Origin of the sequence: Egicoccus halophilus, assembly GCF_004300825.1 — a bacterium.
GTDB classification, from domain to species: domain Bacteria; phylum Actinomycetota; class Nitriliruptoria; order Nitriliruptorales; family Nitriliruptoraceae; genus Egicoccus; species Egicoccus halophilus.
In genome coordinates, this window is record NZ_CP036250.1 from 3,170,084 (window position 1) to 3,185,422 (window position 15,339).

The 15,339-nt window shown below is 72.3% G+C and carries 14 protein-coding genes; all 14 read right to left on the reverse strand.

The genetic code is table 11. The annotated features are described in order from the left end of the window. Window positions 1–116: 116 nt before the first annotated feature. The 14 genes from nusA to ELR47_RS14375 all read right to left on the reverse strand — a co-directional run bounded on the left by nusA (window position 117) and on the right by ELR47_RS14375 (window position 15,307). Complete coding sequence (gene nusA / locus ELR47_RS14310) at window positions 117–1,292, reverse strand: transcription termination factor NusA (RefSeq protein ID WP_130650500.1); 1,176 nt, start codon at window positions 1,290–1,292, stop codon at window positions 117–119. A 34-nt stretch (window positions 1,293–1,326) separates the two neighbouring features. Next, window positions 1,327–1,797, reverse strand: a complete 471-nt coding sequence (locus tag ELR47_RS14315; RefSeq protein WP_130650501.1) for a ribosome maturation factor RimP — start codon at window positions 1,795–1,797, stop codon at window positions 1,327–1,329. A gap of 206 nt (window positions 1,798–2,003) precedes the next feature. Beyond that, complete coding sequence (gene ispG, locus ELR47_RS14320; protein ID WP_188584405.1) at window positions 2,004–3,161, reverse strand: flavodoxin-dependent (E)-4-hydroxy-3-methylbut-2-enyl-diphosphate synthase; 1,158 nt, start codon at window positions 3,159–3,161, stop codon at window positions 2,004–2,006. A gap of 100 nt (window positions 3,162–3,261) precedes the next feature. Next, window positions 3,262–4,731 carry a M50 family metallopeptidase gene (locus ELR47_RS14325; RefSeq protein WP_130650502.1) on the reverse strand — a complete coding sequence of 490 codons (1,470 nt, stop codon included), beginning with the start codon at window positions 4,729–4,731 and terminating at the stop codon, window positions 3,262–3,264. Beyond that, window positions 4,728–5,921 carry a 1-deoxy-D-xylulose-5-phosphate reductoisomerase gene (dxr, locus tag ELR47_RS14330; protein ID WP_130650503.1) on the reverse strand — a complete coding sequence of 398 codons (1,194 nt, stop codon included), beginning with the start codon at window positions 5,919–5,921 and terminating at the stop codon, window positions 4,728–4,730. Before dxr ends, ELR47_RS14325 begins: the two co-directional genes overlap by 4 nt. Next, entirely contained in the window at window positions 5,918–7,078 is a 1,161-nt protein-coding gene (gene rlmN / locus ELR47_RS14335; RefSeq protein ID WP_130650504.1) for a dual-specificity RNA methyltransferase RlmN, read from the reverse strand. Before rlmN ends, dxr begins: the two co-directional genes overlap by 4 nt. 193 nt (window positions 7,079–7,271) lie before the next feature. Beyond that, window positions 7,272–8,144, reverse strand: a complete 873-nt coding sequence (locus ELR47_RS14340) for a phosphatidate cytidylyltransferase (protein WP_130650505.1) — start codon at window positions 8,142–8,144, stop codon at window positions 7,272–7,274. A 4-nt stretch (window positions 8,145–8,148) separates the two neighbouring features. Next, window positions 8,149–8,709 carry a ribosome recycling factor gene (gene frr / locus ELR47_RS14345; protein WP_130650506.1) on the reverse strand — a complete coding sequence of 187 codons (561 nt, stop codon included), beginning with the start codon at window positions 8,707–8,709 and terminating at the stop codon, window positions 8,149–8,151. 79 nt (window positions 8,710–8,788) lie between these two features. Then, on the reverse strand, window positions 8,789–9,523 hold the full coding sequence (pyrH, locus tag ELR47_RS14350; protein ID WP_130650507.1) for a UMP kinase: 735 nt from the start codon (window positions 9,521–9,523) through the stop codon (window positions 8,789–8,791). Window positions 9,524–9,663: 140 nt separating this feature from the next. Next, entirely contained in the window at window positions 9,664–10,269 is a 606-nt protein-coding gene (locus ELR47_RS14355) for a translation elongation factor Ts (RefSeq protein ID WP_205745272.1), read from the reverse strand. A 127-nt stretch (window positions 10,270–10,396) separates the two neighbouring features. Continuing rightward, window positions 10,397–11,407 carry a 30S ribosomal protein S2 gene (gene rpsB / locus ELR47_RS14360; protein ID WP_130650508.1) on the reverse strand — a complete coding sequence of 337 codons (1,011 nt, stop codon included), beginning with the start codon at window positions 11,405–11,407 and terminating at the stop codon, window positions 10,397–10,399. 229 nt (window positions 11,408–11,636) lie between these two features. Beyond that, complete coding sequence (locus ELR47_RS14365; protein WP_205745273.1) at window positions 11,637–13,340, reverse strand: peptidoglycan DD-metalloendopeptidase family protein; 1,704 nt, start codon at window positions 13,338–13,340, stop codon at window positions 11,637–11,639. Window positions 13,341–13,452: 112 nt separating this feature from the next. Then, on the reverse strand, window positions 13,453–14,229 hold the full coding sequence (whiG, locus tag ELR47_RS14370) for an RNA polymerase sigma factor WhiG (RefSeq protein WP_130650510.1): 777 nt from the start codon (window positions 14,227–14,229) through the stop codon (window positions 13,453–13,455). Window positions 14,230–14,260: 31 nt separating this feature from the next. Then, window positions 14,261–15,307: a tyrosine recombinase XerC gene (locus ELR47_RS14375; RefSeq protein ID WP_130650511.1), complete on the reverse strand. Its 1,047-nt coding sequence runs from the start codon at window positions 15,305–15,307 to the stop codon at window positions 14,261–14,263. Between the last annotated feature and the right edge of the window lie 32 nt (window positions 15,308–15,339).

Sequence of the window (15,339 nt, forward strand, 5' to 3'; positions counted from 1 at the left end):
ACTTCCTCGACGGCTGCTGGTTCGACCTGGCTGCCCGGACATTGGTTCGGGACGTCCGGAACCGGGCGTGGCAGCACGCGGATCCGCCGGAGCGGTACCACGTGCGGTCCCTGGCGCTAGGCGCCCGACTCCTCGGTTGCTGCCGGTGCGGCGTCGCCCGCGGCACCGGGCTGCTCGCCCTCGTCGAGGGCGGTCTGACGGGCCGCCTCGGCGGTCTGCACCGCAGCCTCGATGGCAGCCTCGCCCTCGGCGGACAGCGGATTGCCGTACTCGTCGATGAGCCCCTGGTCGAACGCCTCCTGGAAGGCGCGCTGCTCCTCGGCGAACTGCGTCTCGGACTTGATGTCGATGCGCCACCCCGTCAGTCGGGCGGCGAGCCGGGCGTTCTGGCCCTCGCGCCCGATCGCCAGCGACAGCTGGTAGTCGGGCACGATCACCATCGCGGTGCCGTCGTCCGGGTACAGGTAGACGTTGCTGACCTTGGCCGGCGACAGGGCGTTGGCGACCACGTCCTCGGGCTCGTCGGCCCAGCGGACGATGTCGATGCGCTCGAGCTCGTCGGCGTGGAGTTCCTTCTGGACCGCCCGGGCACGCTGGCCGCCGGGGCCGACGCACGCGCCGACCGCGTCGACGTTGGCGTCGTTGCTCATGACGGCGACCTTGGTGCGGTGGCCGGCCTCGCGGGCGATCCCCTTGATCTCGACGATGCCCTCCTCGATCTCGGGCACCTCGAGGGCGAACAGGCCGACGACGAGCGCCGGGTGGGTGCGCGAGGCGACGATCTGCGCCCCGCGCGCCTGCTTGCGGACCTCGATCACGACCGCCCGGGTGTGGGCGCCGTGCTCGAGCCGCTCGTTGGGGATCTGCTCGGCGTAGGGCAGCAGCGCCTCGGTGCGACCCAGCTCGATCAGGGTCACGTTGCCCTGCTGGCTGATCTGGCCCGACACGATGTCGCCCTCGCGACCGACGAACTCGCCGTAGGTGACCTCGCGCTCGGCCTCGCGCAGGCGCTGGAGGAGCACCTGCTTGGCGGTCTGCGCCACGATGCGGCCGAAGTCCTTGGGCTCCTCGCGCCACTCGGAGACGATGTTGCCCTCGTCGTCGAGCTCCTGGGCGAACAGGGCCACCTCGCCGGTCGTGCGGTCGACCGTCACGCGCGCCTCGTCGGCGGACGCGTTCGGGGAGCGCTTGTACGCCGAGGACATCGCGGTCTCGAACGCCTCGACCACCGTGAGGAAGTCGATGCCCTTCTCGCGCTCGATCTGGCGCAGGGCGTCGATGTCGATCTTCATTCGCCTACCTCCTCACTGCTCGTACCCGTCCGCTTCACCACGGCAGGACCACCTTGCCGTGGTCGATGTCGGCGAGCGGGACCACGACCTCGTCCCCGTCGACCTCCAGCGTCACGCTGCTGTCGTCGGCCACGACCACCGTTCCGGTCACCTCGCGGTCCCCCGGCGCGTCCTGCTCGCGCACGAGGCGGACCTCGCGCCCGACGTTGCGGGCGAAGTCGCGCGGACGCCGCAGCGGACGGTCTACACCCGGGGAGGTGACCTCCAGCGTGTAGCTCGACGGGATCAGGTCGCGCTCGTCGAGCGCCGAGCCGACCCGTCGCGAGAGCGCCGCGATCACGTCGACGTCGAGGCCACCCTCGGCGTCGGCGACCAGGCGCACGAGCCGTCGGGTACCGGACCCCTTGACCTCCACGTCGACGAGTTCCACGTCGAGGTCGTCGGCCAGCGGGGATGCCAACTCCCGGACGCGCTCGGGAAGTCGCGCCTCGTCCGTCGTGGCCATGTCACCCCCTGCGGGTCGGTCGTGGTCGTCGTCCCCTGCCGTACCGGCCGGGCGGTCGGCCCGCAGGACGGTGCGTCTCACGAAGACGGCCGGCCCAGAGGGCCGACCGGCGCATGCGACGCGTAGGTTGGGTCGTCGAACGTACCAGCAACGCCGGGTGGACGCCACGGGGCGTGGTCGTCGGCCTCGCGTCGTTGCAGGGACGGTCAGGCGTTGACGGTGGGCATCCCCGAACCACGCTCGGCGCGGATCTCCTCGGCCATCTCCGTGGCGTAGTGGATCATCGCCTCGACGATGTCCTCCTCGCGCACCGTGGCGATGCGCTCCCCCTTCTGGATGATCTCGCCCTTGCCGTTGCCGGCGGCGACACCGAGGTCCGCCTCGCGGGCCTCGCCGGGACCGTTGACGACGCAACCCATGACCGCGACCCGCAGCGGGACGTCGATCCGGCCCTCGAGCCCCTTCTGCACGTCCTCCGCCAACGTCCAAACGTCGACCTGGGCGCGCCCGCACGACGGGCAGGACACGACGTCGAGCCCCCGCTCGCGCAGGTGCAGCGACTCGAGGATGGCGATGCCGGCCTTGACCTCCTCGACGGGGTCGGCCGACAGCGACACGCGGATGGTGTCGCCGATGCCCTCGGCCAGCAGCGCACCGATGCCGACCGCCGACTTGATCGACCCCGACTTGAGCGGCCCGGCCTCGGTGACGCCGAGGTGCAGCGGGTAGTCGCAGCGCTCCGCGAGCAGCCGGTAGGTGCGGATCATGGTCCACGGGTCGGAGTGCTTGACCGAGATCTTGGTGTTGAAGAAGTCGACGTCCTCGAGCAGCCGGACCTCGCGCAGCGCCGACTCGACCATCGCCTCGGGCGTCGGACCGCCGAACTCGTCGAGGACCTCCTGCTCGAGCGAGCCGCCGTTGACGCCGATGCGGATGGCGACGCCCGCCTCGGCCGCCAGCCGACCCAGCAGCGCGACCTTGTCGTGCTTCTTGATGTTGCCCGGGTTGATGCGCACGCCGGCGCAGCCGGCCTCGATCGCCATGACCGCGTACTTCCACTGGAAGTGGATGTCGGCGATGACCGGGATGCGGGCGTGCTCGGCGATGCGCGCGAGCGCCTCGGCGTCCTCCTTGCGGGGCACGGCGACGCGCACGGCGTCGGCACCGGCGGCCTGCGCCGCCGCGATCGCCTGCAGGGTGAGGTCCGCCTCGTGGGTGGGCGTCACGGTCATGGTCTGCACGCTGACCGGCGCGTCCCCACCGACCTCGATCGGGCCGAGGGTGATCTTGCGGGTCGCACGACGGGTCGGGCCGGTGGGTGCCGGCGCCGGCGCGGAGGAGACGATGGGCAGCTGCGTGGTCACGTGGAACTCCGGACGAACGCGGAGGGCGTCAGGCCGCCACGGTACCCCGGGCGGTTCCGACGGGTTCGGTGCCCGCCCCCGGCGGGATGCCGGGACGCGGTCATCCCGGCAGGCGGATCGGGTTGGTGATGTCCAGCCACAACAACGCCACGAACACCACGCCGAGGACCGCGAGCACCGGTACCGCGACCGCAGCCACCGCCCGGGGGTCGACGCTGAAGTCCTGCGGCTGTCCCCGGACCCGTCGCACGGCGTTGACGCTGCGCTCGATGCCGAGCACGGCGAGGTGCCCACCGTCGAGCGGCGGGAGCGGCACCAGGTTGAAGATGCCGATGAACACGTTGACCGAGACGATCAGCAGCAGCAGCGTCAGCAGGCCGCGGACCCCGGCGCTGGCCTGTCCGGCCAGCGACGCGGCACCGACCAGCGACACGGCCCCGTCGACGGCGCGGTCCTCGGTGCCCGACGCCTGCGAGAGCAGGTTGGCCAGCCCCGCGGGCGAGAACACGGTGGCCAGGCCGGTCAGCGAGGCCACGAACAGGGTGACGAACCCGACCGGACCGACGAAGGACTCCTCGATGGCCCGGCTGACCGAGTAGCGCTCGGTGATCTCGGCCGGCAGGAACCCGACCTGACCGATCGTCTCGCCGGACTCCGGATCGGTCGCCTCGGCCGGCGTGATCGTCAGCGCGAGCTCCGCGCCGTCGCGCGACACGACGAACTCGGTGGGCTGACCCGGCCGGTCGCGGATCACCTCGCGCAGTTCGAGGTAGTCGTCGGACGCCACGCCCTGCACCGCCAGGATCCGGTCACCGGCCTGCAACCCCCCACGGTCGGCGGGCTGTCCCGCGACGACCGTGTCCACGGTCGTGCCGATCTCGCCGGTCGGCTGCGGCAGGAACAGGAACATCCCGAGCAGGACGACGATCGCGATCAGGAAGTGCATCACCGATCCGGCCACGAGCACGATCGCGCGCTGCCAGGCCGGGCGGTCGGCGAAGAAGCGGCCGCGGTCGCCCTCCATGATGCGGTGATGGAGGTCCCCGACCCGGCCGGTGTCGCTGACCTCGCCGGTGACGACCTCGGCGAACACCGAGCGCGCGAGTCCGAGGTCGCTGCTCGATCCGAGGTTGAGGCGGGTGCGCTGCACGAGGCGTTCGGTCAGCTCCCGCCCCGCACCGCGTCGGCGCAACTCGTCCTCGAGCCGTCGCCAGGTGTCGGGCGGCAGTCCCTCCCCCACCCCGCTGGCGCCGGCGGGCACGAGCTCGACCTCGCGGGTGCGGTCCTCGGCCACGGCCGCCGGATCGAAGGCCTGGTCGGCGACCGGCGCCAGCCGCTCGTCGAGCGGGGACATCCCCTTGATGCTGACGAACCCACCCAGCGGCAGCGCCTTGACGCCGTACTCGGTCTCGCCGCGGCGCGTCGACCACAGCGTGGGACCGAAGCCGAGGAAGTACCGCTCGGCCCGCATCCCGAACCAGCGGGCGGTCAGGAAGTGACCGGCCTCGTGGATCATGATCGCCACGATGATGCTCACGACGAACACGGTGATGGCGGTTCCACCGCTCATGTCGAACCTCCGTCGACGCTCGGCGAGACGTTGCGCGGCTGGCCGGCGAAGCGCCGCGCCCAGGCGTCGGCGGCAAGCACGTCGTCCAGGTCCCGCGGGTGACCTGGCGAGGTCGCCCCCCAGGCCTCGAGGGTGCGCTCGACCAGCTCGGGGATGGCGAGGAAGCCGAGCCGACCGGCGAAGAAGTGGTCCACGGCGACCTCGTTGGCGGCGTTGAGGACGGCCGGCCAGGTCCCGCGGCGCCGTCCGGCGAACTCGGCCAGGTCCAGGGCACGGAACGTCTCGCGGTCGACCGGCTCGAACGTCAGCTGTGACGGCTGCGTCCAGTCACAGGCGGTGAACGCGTGCGGGAGCCGCTCCGGCCAGGCCAGCGCGAGCTGGATCGGCAGGCGCATGTCGGGCGGCGAGAGCTGCGCGAGCGTGGAGCCGTCGACGAACTCGACCATCGAGTGCACCACCGACTGGGGATGGACCACGACGTCGAGCCGGTCCCACGGGATGCCGAACAGCTCGTGGGCCTCGATCAGCTCGTGTCCCTTGTTCATCAGGGTCGCCGAGTTGCAGGTGATGACCGGCCCCATCGCCCAGGTCGGGTGCGCCAGGGCGTCGTCGACGGTGACCTCGCGCAACTCGTCGGCGGTGCGGCCCCGGAACGGTCCGCCGCTGGCGGTGAGCACGAGCCGGCCGACCTCGTCGCGACGTCCGCCACGCAGGCACTGCGCGAGGGCCGAGTGCTCCGAGTCGACGGGGACGAGGTGGCTCTCGCGACCACCGGCGGCCTCGGCGGCCGCGACCACCAGCTCGCCACCGACGATCAGGCTCTCCTTGTTGGCGAGCCCGACGGGCGTGCCGGCGTGCAGGGCGGCCAGCGTCGGCTCGAGACCGACGGCGCCGGTGATGCCGTTGAGCACCAGGTCGGCGTCGAGGCGCGCGAGTTCGGCGACCCCCGCGGTGCCGTCGAGCACCTCGAGGTCGGGACGCTCGGCACGCAGGGTGCGGGCCGCCTCGACGTCGGCGAGGGCGACCGTGCGCACCCCGAGGTCGCGTGCCTGGGCCGACACGGCGGCGGCGTCGCGTCCGGCGGCGAGCCCGACGACCTCGAAGCGCTCGGGATGGGCGCGCACGACCTCGAGGGCCTGCGTGCCGATCGAGCCGGTGGCGCCGAGCAGGACCACGCGACGGCGGGTCACGGACGCGGTCCGTCGGGAACCTGGAGCAGGTCCACACGGTCCGCCGCCCCGACGGCGGCCGGCAGTCGACTGCCGGCGCCGAGCGTGTACGTGGCCAACAGCTGCCCGCAGGCGGCGTCGGCGTCACGTCCGCGGGTGTCGCGCAGGGTGATCTCCACCCCACCGCGACGGACCCGGTCGACGAACGCCCTGGTGCGCCCTCGCGAGGGTTCCTTCCAGCGCACGCCCGGGGTCGGGTTCATCGGGATCACGTTGACGTGGGCGCGCAGGCGGCGGGCGATGCGGGCCAGCTCGTCGGCCTGGCGGTCGTCGTCGTTGACGTCGCCGATCAGGCACCACTCGATGGTGACACGCCGGTTGGTGCGCTCGCGGTACTCGCGCACGGTCGCCTCGAGCTCGGCCAGCGGATGGCTGACGTTGACCGGCACGAGCTCGTCGCGCAGGTCGTCGGTGGCGGCGTGCAGGCTCACCGCCAGCGTCAACGGCAGACCGAGGTCGGCGAGCTTGCGGATGCCCGGGACCAGCCCGACCGTGGAGACGGTGATGCCACGCGCCGAGAGGTTGAAGCCGTCGGGGTCGTGCAGCCAACGCACCGTCGCCAACGTCGCCGACAGGTTGGCCAGCGGCTCCCCCATGCCCATGAAGACCACGTTCGTGACGTGGTCGGGGGCGCCGTCGGGGATCTGCTGGTCGCCGATGCCGCCGCCGCGCAGCGCCGCGTCGGCGACCACGACCTGGCGCACGACCTCGCCCGCGGTGAGCTGACGCCGGAACCCGGCCTGGCCGGTCGCGCAGAACGGGCAGCCCATGGCACAACCGGCCTGGGTGGAGATGCACACCGTCGCACGCTTCGGGTAGAGCATCAGGACGGTCTCGATCGCCTCACCGTCCGGGTAGCGCAGCAGCAGCTTGTGGGTGTGGCCGTCGTCGGCGACGGTGTGCGCGACGAGCTCGGGTCGGGCGGGTGCGAAGCGCTCGGCGAGCTGCTCGCGCAACGCCACGGGCAGGTCGGTCATCTCCTGTGGGTCGTCGATGCCACGCACCAGCCAGGCGTGCAGCTGGTCGGCGCGGTAGCGCGGCTGGTCGAGGTCGGCCAGCAACGCGGTCAGCTCGTCACGCGAGAGCGCGTACGGGTCGACGGCGGCGGACTCGGACACGTTTCACGACCTCGGACAGCGGGCGATCGACGACGTGGGACCACGCCGAGCCAGCAGGGTACGACAGCCGACCACGTGTGGCACCGCGTCGTCGCCCGGCGACGACCGCGAGGCGCGAAGCGCGGTGGCGCGCCGGGCGGCGGGGACCACCCGCTCCCCCACCCTGCCGACGAGCGGCCGCCAGCAGCGCGGGTCAGACCAGCAGTTCCACGACGTAGTAGCCGACGGGGAGGGCCAGCAGGATGCCGTCGACCCGGTCGAGCACGCCGCCGTGGCCGGGGAGCACCTCGCCGAGGTCCTTCACGCCGAGGTCGCGCTTGATCATCGACTCGGTCAGGTCGCCGACGAACGAGGCCACGCCGCAGGCGGCACCCAGGACGGCGGCGGTCTGCCAGGTGAACAGCCCACCGAATCGCGGCAGCAGCACGGCCAGCAGCACGACGCAGGTCAGCACGCCGCCGAGCAGCCCCTCCCAGGTCTTGTTGGGGCTGACCGAGGGCGCGATCCGGTGGCGACCGACGGCGACCCCGAAGGCGTACCCGCCGATGTCGGTGAAGATGGCCGCGCCGACGACGGCGAACCCGACGAGCGTCCCGCCGCTGGGCCGGTTGACGAGCAGGACGGCGTAGGAGGCCAGGAAACCCACCCACAACCCGAGCAGGGTGGTGACCCCCAGCGTGCGCACGACGTCCTGGCGTCCACCGTCGGCGAGCTGGGCGAGGATGCCGCCGACGAGCAGCACGGCGACGCCGACGGCCTGGCCGGCGTGCCCGGCCTGGTACGCGCCGAACAGCATCACGAGGGTGGCCACGACGGCGACCGCGACCTCGAGGTGCAGGTCGACGGTGCGCAGGACCCGTCCGGTCTCCACGTAGCCGATGACGGTCAGGCCACCGACGACGATCGTGAAGGCGGCCGGGTGCCACACCAGCGAGCCGAGGAAGAGGAAGGCGAGCAGCGCCCCGACGGCGATCGCCTGCGGCAGATCGCGTCCGCCGACGATGCGTCGACGCGTCGTCGAGGACGGGCTGGTGCCGTCCGACGACGGTTCGGTGGCGTCCGACACGGGCTCAGACCTCGAGGAGGTCCTTCTCCTTCTGTTCGAGCAGCTTGTCGATCTTGGCGACGTGCTGGGCGGTGAGCTCCTCGAGCTGCTTGGCGTAGCGGTCGTGCTCGTCCTGGCCCACCTCGCCGCTGTCCTCGAGCTTCTGCATCTGGTCGCGGGCGTTGCGGCGCACGTTGCGCACGGCGACCTTGCCGTCCTCGGCGGCCTGCTTGGCCATGCGGATGAAGTCCTTGCGCCGTTCCTCGGTGAGCTCGGGGAACACGCACCGGATGGTCCCGCCGTCGGAGGACGGGTTCAGGCCGAGGTCGGACTCGCGGATCGCCTTCTCGATCTGGTTGACCGAGCCCTTGTCGAACGGGTTGACGACGAGGATCCGCGGTTCGGGCACCGAGAAGTTCGCGAGCTGCTGCAGGGGGGTCGGCGCGCCGTAGTAGTCGACCTGGATGCGATTGAGCAGCTGGGGGTTCGCGCGGCCGGTACGGATCGAGCCGAAGTCCTGGCCGACCTTGTCCACCGCCTGGTCCATCCGGTACTCGGCGTCGAGGGCGATGTCGTCGAGGCTCATGGGTGTCCCTGTCGTGTGCGGGCGGGCTCGCCCGGCGATCGTAGGTGTCGTGGAGCGGTCGCGGTCGCCGCGGCGCCGGTCACTCCCGCTCGGCGGTCACCAGCGTGCCGACCGGTTCGCCCCTCACGACCCGGCGGATGTTGCCCTCGCACAGCAGCTCGAAGACCACGATCGGCATGCCGTTGTCCATGCACAGCGAGATGGCGGTGGCGTCCATCACCCCGAGGCCCTGGTTGAGCGCCGACATCGCGGCGATCTCGTCGTAGCGGGTGGCGTCGGGGTTGACCTTGGGGTCGCTGTCGTAGACGCCGTCGACGCCGGTCCCCTTGAGGATGGCCTCGGCACCGATCTCCAGTGCCCGCTGCGCGGCCGTGGTGTCGGTGGTGAAGTAGGGCGCGCCGAGGCCGGCCGCGAAGATGACGACGCGGCCCTTCTCGAGGTGGCGCATGGCGCGACGCCGGATGTAGGGCTCGGCGAGTTCCTGCATCGACACGGCGGACTGCACCCGGGTCTCGGCACCGGCCTTCTCGAGCGCGTCCTGCAGGGCGAGGGCGTTGATGACGGTGGCGAGCATGCCCATGTGGTCGGCGCTGCTGCGGTCCATGCCGGTCGCGGACAGCGAGTTGCCACGGAAGATGTTGCCGCCACCGACGACGATGCCGATCTCGGTGCCGTCGGAGGCCTGCAGGTCGGCGATCTCCCGGGCGACCTGGCGGACGATCGACGGGTCGATGCCGCCCTTGACCTTCGGGTCGGAGAACGCCTCGCCGGAGAGCTTCAGGAGCACGCGCTTGTAGGGGGTGCGGTTGGTCACGACAGGCTCCCGGTCGGCAGGGCTGGCCGGGTCGACAGCCTAGCGACCACCACCGGTCCGCCCGGACGGCCGCGCGCCGACGCGCGACGCCCCCGGCGAGCGGAGCCGGGGGCGTCGTGGTTGCGTGGGAACGCGACGGGTCAGGCGCCGACCTCGTAGCGGGCGAAGCGAGCGACCTCGATCTTCTCCCCGAGGATGCCCTGCACGTCGACGATCTTCTGCTGGACGGTCTTGTCGGGGTCCAGGACGAAGGGCTGGTTGAGCAGCACCCAGTCCTCGTAGACCTTCTTGACCTTGCCCTCGACGATCCGGTCGACGATGTTCTCGGGCTTGCCCTGCTCGAGCGCTTCCTTGCGGGCGAACTCCTTCTCCTTCTCGAGGAGCGCGGGGTCCACCTGGTCCTCGCGGACGACCATGGGCTTCACGGCCGCGATGTGCATCGCGAGGTCCTTGGCGAGCTTCTGGAACTGCTCGTTCTTGGCCACGAAGTCGGTCTCGCACGACAGCTGCAGCATCACGCCGACCTTGGGCGGCATGCCCGGGGTCGGGGTGTGCAGGTAGGCGTGGACGAAGCCCTCGGACGCGGTGCGCTCGGCGGCGCGGGCGTCCATCTTGGCACCGGTGCGCTCGCGGACGAGCTCGGCGGCCTTCTCGAAGTTCCCGTCGGCGTCGTCGAGGGCCTTCTTGCAGGCCATCATCGGCGCGTTGGTGAGCTCGCGCAGCTTCTTGACGTCAGCAGCGGTCACGGCCACGGCTGTTCCTTCCTGATCCGTCTGGTCGGCGTCGCCCAGCGGGGGCGACGCCGGCGTACATGTGCAGGGCGGCGACGCCGGCGGCCGTCGGGGAACGGGACACCGGCGTCGCGAGGCGACTTCAGGCGCCGGTGCTGCCGTCCTCGGCAGGGGCGTCCGCCGCGGGGGCGTCGGAAGCCGGAGCATCGGCAGCAGGAGCGTCGGAAGCCGGAGCGTCGGAAGCCGGAGCGTCGGCAGCAGGAGCGTCGGCAGCAGGAGCGTCGGCAGCAGGGGCGTTGGCCCCCGGGGCGTCGCCGGCGCTGGCCTTGCTGGCCTGCTCCTGGGCCTGCTGGCGCTCGAGCTCGATCTCCCACTCCGCCTTGGGCTCGGAGACGTCGAGGCCGCCACCGGCGGACGCGGCCGCCTGCATGGCCTGCACACGCAGCTCCTCGTCGGGCGAGCGCGACGCCCGGAGCAGCAGCCCGTCGGCGCACGCGTCGGCGATGATGCGGGTCAACAGCGCAGAGCTGCGGATCGCGTCGTCGTTGCCGGGGATCGGGTACTGGACCAGATCGGGGTCGCAGTTGGTGTCGAGGATGCCGACCACCGGGATCTTGAGGCGGTTGGCTTCCTTGACCGCGATCTCCTCGATGACGGTGTCGACGACCCAGATCGCGTCGGGCAGCTTGCCCATCTCGCGGATGCCGCCGAGGGTGTTCTGCAGCTTCTCGTGCTCACGATTGAGCTGCAGGACCTCCTTCTTGGGCAGCAGTTCGAAGGTGCCGGAGGCCTCCATGGCCTCGAGCTCCTTGAGCCGGGCGACGCGGCCCTTGATGGTCTGGAAGTTGGTGAGCATGCCGCCCATCCAACGTTCCGTGACGTAGGGCATGCCGACGCGGTTGGCCTGCCACTCGATGGTTTCCTGGGCCTGCTTCTTGGTGCCCACGAACATCACGGTGCCACCCTTGGCGACGAGGTCGCGCGTGAAGGAGTAGGCCCGTTCGATGTATCCGACGGTCTGGCGCAGGTCGATGACGTAGATGCCGTTGCGCTCGCCGTAGATGAAGCGACGCATCTTGGGGTTCCAGCGCCGGGTCTGGTGTCCGAAGTGGACACCGGCCTCGAGCAGCTGGCGCATGGTGACGACGGCCACGAAGGATCCTCTCGGGTTCGGTTCGGCCTCCGCTCGCGTCCTCCGGGGCCGTGGTCGCGCGTGGGCGCGGCGACGGCGACGAGATCCGACCCACCCCGTGGACGTCACGGGGCACCGGGGTCGCCCGTCGGCGAGCGTGTGGAATGAAATGATGGGAACGAAACGAGGCGGACCCACCGTGTGGTGGACCCGCACGCCCGGGAGGGTAGCCGCTGGGCGGGTGGCGCGTCTACCGGCCGGGAATCGTCGGTGGCGTTCGCCGCAGGCGCAGCACCTGTCGCACGAGCAGCACCCGGTCGTGGACGTCGAGCGCGATGCCCACCTCGTCGAGGGTCGTGCCGACGACCCGGCCGAACTCGGTCGCGACCTCGCCCGGGCTCTCCGGCAGGGCCTCGCGCCGCAGGAACCCGTGCAGCACCTGGCGTACCGCCTCGGTGTGCAGCACCGCGTCGTGGCCGCCCGGCAGGACCCGGTGCTGGGCCGTGACGCCGCTGTCGGGCTCCGGCTCGCCCGTCAGGCGGGCACGGTCGGCCGTGACCGTCATGTCGCGCGAGCCACTGACCGTGAGCACGTCGATGCCGGCGAGCGGCCCCGCGTACCCCGCGTCCAGGGCGCTGCGGTAGTCCTCGGCCAGTCCGCGCAGACGCGGCGAGCCCGTGCGCAACTCGTCGACGGGGCGGCCGAACATCCCCGACCAGGCGGTGCCCCCGGGATCGAACAGCGCGGCCGCCAGGCCCACGGCAGCCGAGGTGAGGCTGTGGTCGCGAGCGGCGCGCCCGACGCTGGCTGCACCGGACCCCTGGTGGGGGGAGGCGATCGTCACCACGGAACCGAGGCCCGGCAGGGTCGGATCGTGCGGGTCGTGGTAGGCGAGCAGGTAGCGCATGATCACGATCCCGCCCTGGGAGTGACCGACCAGGTCCACGGGCCGGAACGGCTGGCGGCGCTGCTGTTCCCGCAGTTGCTCGGCGAGTGCGCGGGCGGCGGCGTCCACGCCCTCCCAGGTGTCGGGTCCGGAGTAGGGCAGCGGATCGCCGCGCTCGTCCAGGCCCGCGTAGGAGAACCGGGTGGTGCTGTCGGGGTCGTAGCCGAGGTGGTCGGCGTCGAGCAGTGGGCTCCGCGTGGTCGAGTTGAGCCCGGCGACCAGCACCAGGTGGTGGGCGTTGGGAGCGAGCGCGTACCCGGGCCGCCGGGCGACCGGGCTGCCGGCGACGAACCAGCCCCGCGCCCGACCGCCGGGCCAGGGCGCGTAGGACGGCGCGCGGTGCTCGGTCCCGTGCCACGGGTCGTGTCCGACCAGCGACGGGACCTTGTCGGGGGCGAACAGCGTCAACGGGTCGACGTAGACCCCCGCGACCCGGGCGCCGAGGTGCAGGCCGTCGTCGCCGTTGCCGTGCCCGCCGGCGGCGAGCCGGCCGAGCAGCTGTCCGTCCGCGACCCGCTCGCCCGCGTCGACCCGCAGGTCGGTCAGCGGCCCGTAGGAGGTCACCACGCCGTCAGGATGCGCGACGCTCACCCAACGGGTGCCCGCCACCGTGCCGGCGAAGCGGACCGTGCCCGCCGCGGCGGTCGGGATCGCCGTTCCCGGCGCGGCGGCCAGGTCCACGCCGCGGTGTCCGGCGCCGTAGGGCGAGCCCGGAGCGTCGAAGGGCCGCCGGACGACCAACGGCACCGGCGGGGTGTAGACCACCCGGGCTCGCCGGACGCCGGCCGCGGCTGCCGCCACCGGGCGGTCGGGTGGCGGGGACGGAGGACCGTGCTCGAACCCATCCGGCGCCGACTGCGCCCACCCGGGCGCTCCCGGCAGCAGCAGCAGCGCCAGCAGCGCCAGCAGCGCCGGTCCGGTGCCGACCGTGACCACCGGACGGGGCGAGGCAGCTCGGGTGTCGACGGCCGTCGGTCGACGATCGTGCCGTGGTGCGCAGGTGGACACGGTCTGACATCTCCACGCCCCCACGTGGTCGCTGGACGCCGCCACCCTACGGCGACCGGGACGCGGCCGGTCGGCGCGTGTCGCCGGAGCTGTGGACGCCGGCCCGGCGCGGTCAGACGGCGCGGTCGACCAGCTTGGCGCGAAGCGAGAGCACCGCCTTCGTGTGGATCTGGCAGATGCGCGACTCGGTGACGCCGAGCACGTCGCCGACCTGCCCCAGGGTCATGCCCTCGAAGTAGTACAGGCCGAGCACGGTCTGTTCCCGGTCGCTGAGGCGGGTGATGGCCTCATGCAGGCGCTGCTTGGTCTCGGCGTCCTCGAAGGAGGCGTCGGGCGCCACCGTGGTCAGGTCCTGCAGCGTGTCGACGAGCGAGACCCGGTCGCCCTCACCGGCGTCGAACACCTCGTCGAGCGCCGCGACCGAGGTGAGCGAGATCTTCTGCAAGGTCTGCTGGAGCTCGTCCACCGTCAGGTCGAGCTCGGCCGCGAGCTCCTCCTCGGTGGGGCTGCGGTGCAGGCGGGACTCGAGCTGCTGCATGGCGGTCTCGAGGCGTCGCGCCTTGGAGCGCACCGAACGTGGCACCCAGTCGATCGAGCGCAGCTCGTCGATGATCGCCCCGCGGATGCGGGTGATCGCGTACGTCTCGAACTTGTAACCCTTGGTGAGGTCGAACTTCTCGATCGCGTCGAGCAGCCCGAAGATGCCGTAGGACACCAGGTCGGCGTGATCGACGCTGGCGGGCATGCCGACGGCCACCCGGCCGGCGACGTACTTGACCAGCGGCGAGTAGTGCAGGATCAGCCGTTCACGCACCTCGGGGTCGTGGTCGGCGCGGTAGCGCTCCCACAGCGCGTGGACCTCGGCCTCCGCGCCCCGCTGCGTCTCCATCGGGGGCCCTTCGTCTCAGCGGTCGCCCATGCTAGGAGTCGGTCGACCGGGTCCGGTTGGCCCGGGCACGCGGATGGGCGAGGGCGTGCACCTCTCGCAGTCGGCCGCGGGAGAGGTGGGTATAGCGCTGCGTGGTCGCCAGCGAGGCGTGCCCGAGCAGCTCCTGGACCACCCGGATGTCGGCACCGCTCTCGAGCAGGTGCGTGGCGAACGAGTGCCGCAGCGTGTGCGGCGTGACGTGTCCGACGCCCGCGGCCCGGCCCGCCCGTTCCACGGCGGTGCGCGCGTCACGGGTCCCGAGCCGGTCGCCACGGGTGTTGAGCAGCAGCGCGTCCTGGGTCCGGGCTCCGGCGAGCTCGGGCCGCGCCCGGTCGAGGTAGACGCGCAGGGCCTCGACGGCGGGGCGGCCGAGCGGCGTGAGCCGTTCCTTGGCGCCCTTGCCGAACAGTCGGACCTGTGCCTGCGCGAGGTCGACGCCGCCGACGTCGAGGCCGCACGCTTCCCCGATCCGGGCACCGGAGGCGTACAGCAGTTCCAGCAGCGCGCGATCGCGTCGGCCGACCGCGGTGTCGGGGTCGGGGGCGTCGAGCAGTCGGTCGACCTCGTCGACCCGCAGGACCCGCGGCAGGTGCCGGCCCTGGCGGGGCGAGGCGAGCAGCGCCGCGGGGTCGGTGTCGACGATGCCCCGGCGTTCGAGCAGTGCGAACAGCCGACGCACCACGCTCGCCCGCCGGGCGATGGTCGAGCGGGCATAGCCCTCGTCGGCCAGTGCGGCGAGGTAGCGCCGCAACGTCAGCAGTTCCACCTCGCCGGGCGCCACGACCCCCCAGCCGGTGCAGGTCCGACCCAGGTGCAGCGCATCGCGCCGGTAGGCGTCGACGGTGTGGTCGCTGCGACCCTGCTCGAAGGCGAGGTGCTCGACCAACAGCTCCACGGCGGCTGCCCACGGCGGCGCCAGCGTCGGGCCATCGGCCTCGGCGTCGGGCGCGGGTCCGCCGGCCGCGTCGCACGCGACGGGCCCGGTGGGGGCGGGCGGTGCGGCACGGTCGTCACCGGTGGCGTCCGCAGAGGTCGTCATGGCGGCGCACCGTGGCGGGGGCGCGGACGGGT